This is a genomic window from Pseudonocardia pini (assembly GCF_013870575.1).
Classification (GTDB): Bacteria; Actinomycetota; Actinomycetes; order Mycobacteriales; family Pseudonocardiaceae; genus Pseudonocardia; species Pseudonocardia pini.
In genome coordinates this window covers 1-1,834 of the sequence record NZ_JACBXB010000950.1, presented here as the reverse complement: position 1 = coordinate 1,834, position 1,834 = coordinate 1, and the positions used below count along the sequence as shown (strand labels likewise).

Sequence of the window (1,834 nt, the reverse complement as noted above, 5' to 3'; positions counted from 1 at the left end):
AGGTCGGCCGTGGCGACGAGCCCGGCACCGGAGTCCGTGACGACCAGCGCGTACTCGGCACCGGCCGGGTCGAGCAGCCGGATTCGGCCCGTGAGCACGCCGTCCGCGACGGTCGCGCTCCGGTCGTCGACCCGCAGCAGGGCCGGGGCGACGAGGGTGTGGCCCTCGACGACGAACCGGGCGGGCTCCGCGGCGCCCGAGAGCGCGGCGAGCCGGGCCCCGATCACCGAGCCGAGGAACGGGCCGGGGACCAGGGCGCGGCCGAGCTCGCGGAACAGCAGCACCTCGTCCTCGAGGGGACGGCCGGAGCCGCCCACCGCCTCGTCGGCGGCGAGCCCGAGCAGGCCCAGCTGCGCCCCCTCGACCCAGACCTTGGGGGCGATGGCCGCGGGTTCGGCCCGGCGCTCGCGGATCGCGCCGATCGGCACCTGCTCGGCGAAGAACTCGGCGGCCGCGGCGACCAGCTCCTGCTGGTCCGCGGAGGGAAGAAGGTCCATCGGTGGTCCTGTCTCGTCGGGGCGATCGGGGTCAGCGCGGCAGGGTCAGCGCGGCAGGCCGAGGACGCGGTCGCCGATGATGTTGCGCTGGATCTCGGAGGTGCCGCCGCCGATCGACGCGGAGTACGAGTAGAAGTAGTGGCCCGACCAGCCGCCGGGCACCCAGCGGGACACGAACTCCAGCCCGTCCGGGCCGAGGACGTCCATGGCCAGCCGCGCGACCTGCTTGGCCACGTCGGCGTAGTAGAGCTTGATGATCGACCCCTCGGGGCCGGGGGTGTCCGAGGCGAGGTTGCGGCAGATGCCCGCGTAGGTCATCGCCCGCAGCGAGGCGACCTCGGCGCGGGCGGTGGCGAGCCGCCGGGAGATCTCGTCGTCCGCGATCGCGGGGCGCCGCCCGTCCGGGCCGGTGCGCTCGCGGGCCAGCTCGATCAGGTTCTCCACCAGCGCGGCCAGCCGGACCTGGCTGGCGGTGTAGGCGGTGCCGCGCTCGAAGGACAGCGTGGACATCGCGACCCCCCAGCCCTTGTCCATCTCGCCCACCACGTTCGCCCGCGGGATGCGGACCTCGTCGTAGAAGACCTCGCAGAACTCCGCGCCGCCGTCGATCGTCTCGATCGGCCGCACGTCGATGCCCGGGCTGTGCATGTCCGCGATCACCCAGGTGATCCCGTGGTGCTTGCCCCCGGAGCGGTCCGTGCGGACGAGCAGCTCCTGGTGGTCGGCGAGGTTGGCGAAGCTCGTCCAGATCTTCTGCCCGGTGACGACGATGTCGTCCCCGTCGAGCACGCCGCGGGTGGCCAGCGAGGCCAGGTCGGACCCCGCCTCCGGCTCGGAGAAGCCCTGGCACCACACGACCTCCCCGCGCAGGATCCGCGGCAGGTGGTGGGCCTTCTGCTCCTCGCTCGCCCGGGTGATCAGGGTGGGGCCCGCGTGGTTGAGCCCCACGAAGCACGCGTCGATGCTGGGCAGGCCCCTCTTCGCGTACTCCTCGTACCAGACCAGCTGCTGCAGCGTCGTCAGGCCGCGGCCGCCGTACTCGGTCGGCCAGGCGATCCCGGCCCAGCCGCCCTCCCACTGGGTGCGTTGCCAGGCCAGGTCGTACTCGCGCATCGGCGCGGCCTCGTGCGGGCGCGGCTCGCGCGGCGCGTTCTCCGCGAGCCACGTGCGCACCTCGTCGCGGAACAGCAGCTGCTCCGGCGAGAAGTCGAGATCCATGCCTACTCCGTTCCAGGATTGCGGTAGCGCACGGCCAGCTGCTCGCTGCCGCGCGCGAGGAGCACCACGTCCGCCCCGACCAGGACGAACCGCGCCCCGAGCGCGAGGTAGCGCCGGGC

The 1,834-nt window shown here is 73.7% G+C and carries 2 protein-coding genes; both read right to left on the bottom strand.

Translation table 11 applies throughout. The annotated features are described in order from the left end of the window. Positions 1 to 497: acyl-CoA dehydrogenase family protein (locus H5J29_RS31215; RefSeq protein WP_181784525.1), on the bottom strand; the 497-nt coding region annotated here is incomplete at its 3' end. 45 nt (positions 498 to 542) lie between these two features. Then, positions 543 to 1,715 carry an acyl-CoA dehydrogenase family protein gene (locus tag H5J29_RS31210; RefSeq protein WP_181784524.1) on the bottom strand — a complete coding sequence of 391 codons (1,173 nt, stop codon included), beginning with the start codon at positions 1,713 to 1,715 and terminating at the stop codon, positions 543 to 545. Between the last annotated feature and the right edge of the window lie 119 nt (positions 1,716 to 1,834).

Bases quoted from the DNA above. Each gene is read 5' to 3' on its own strand.
- H5J29_RS31210 (WP_181784524.1), bottom strand. From the start codon at position 1,715: ATGGATCTCGACTTCTCGCCGGAGCAGCTGCTGTTCCGCGACGAGGTG.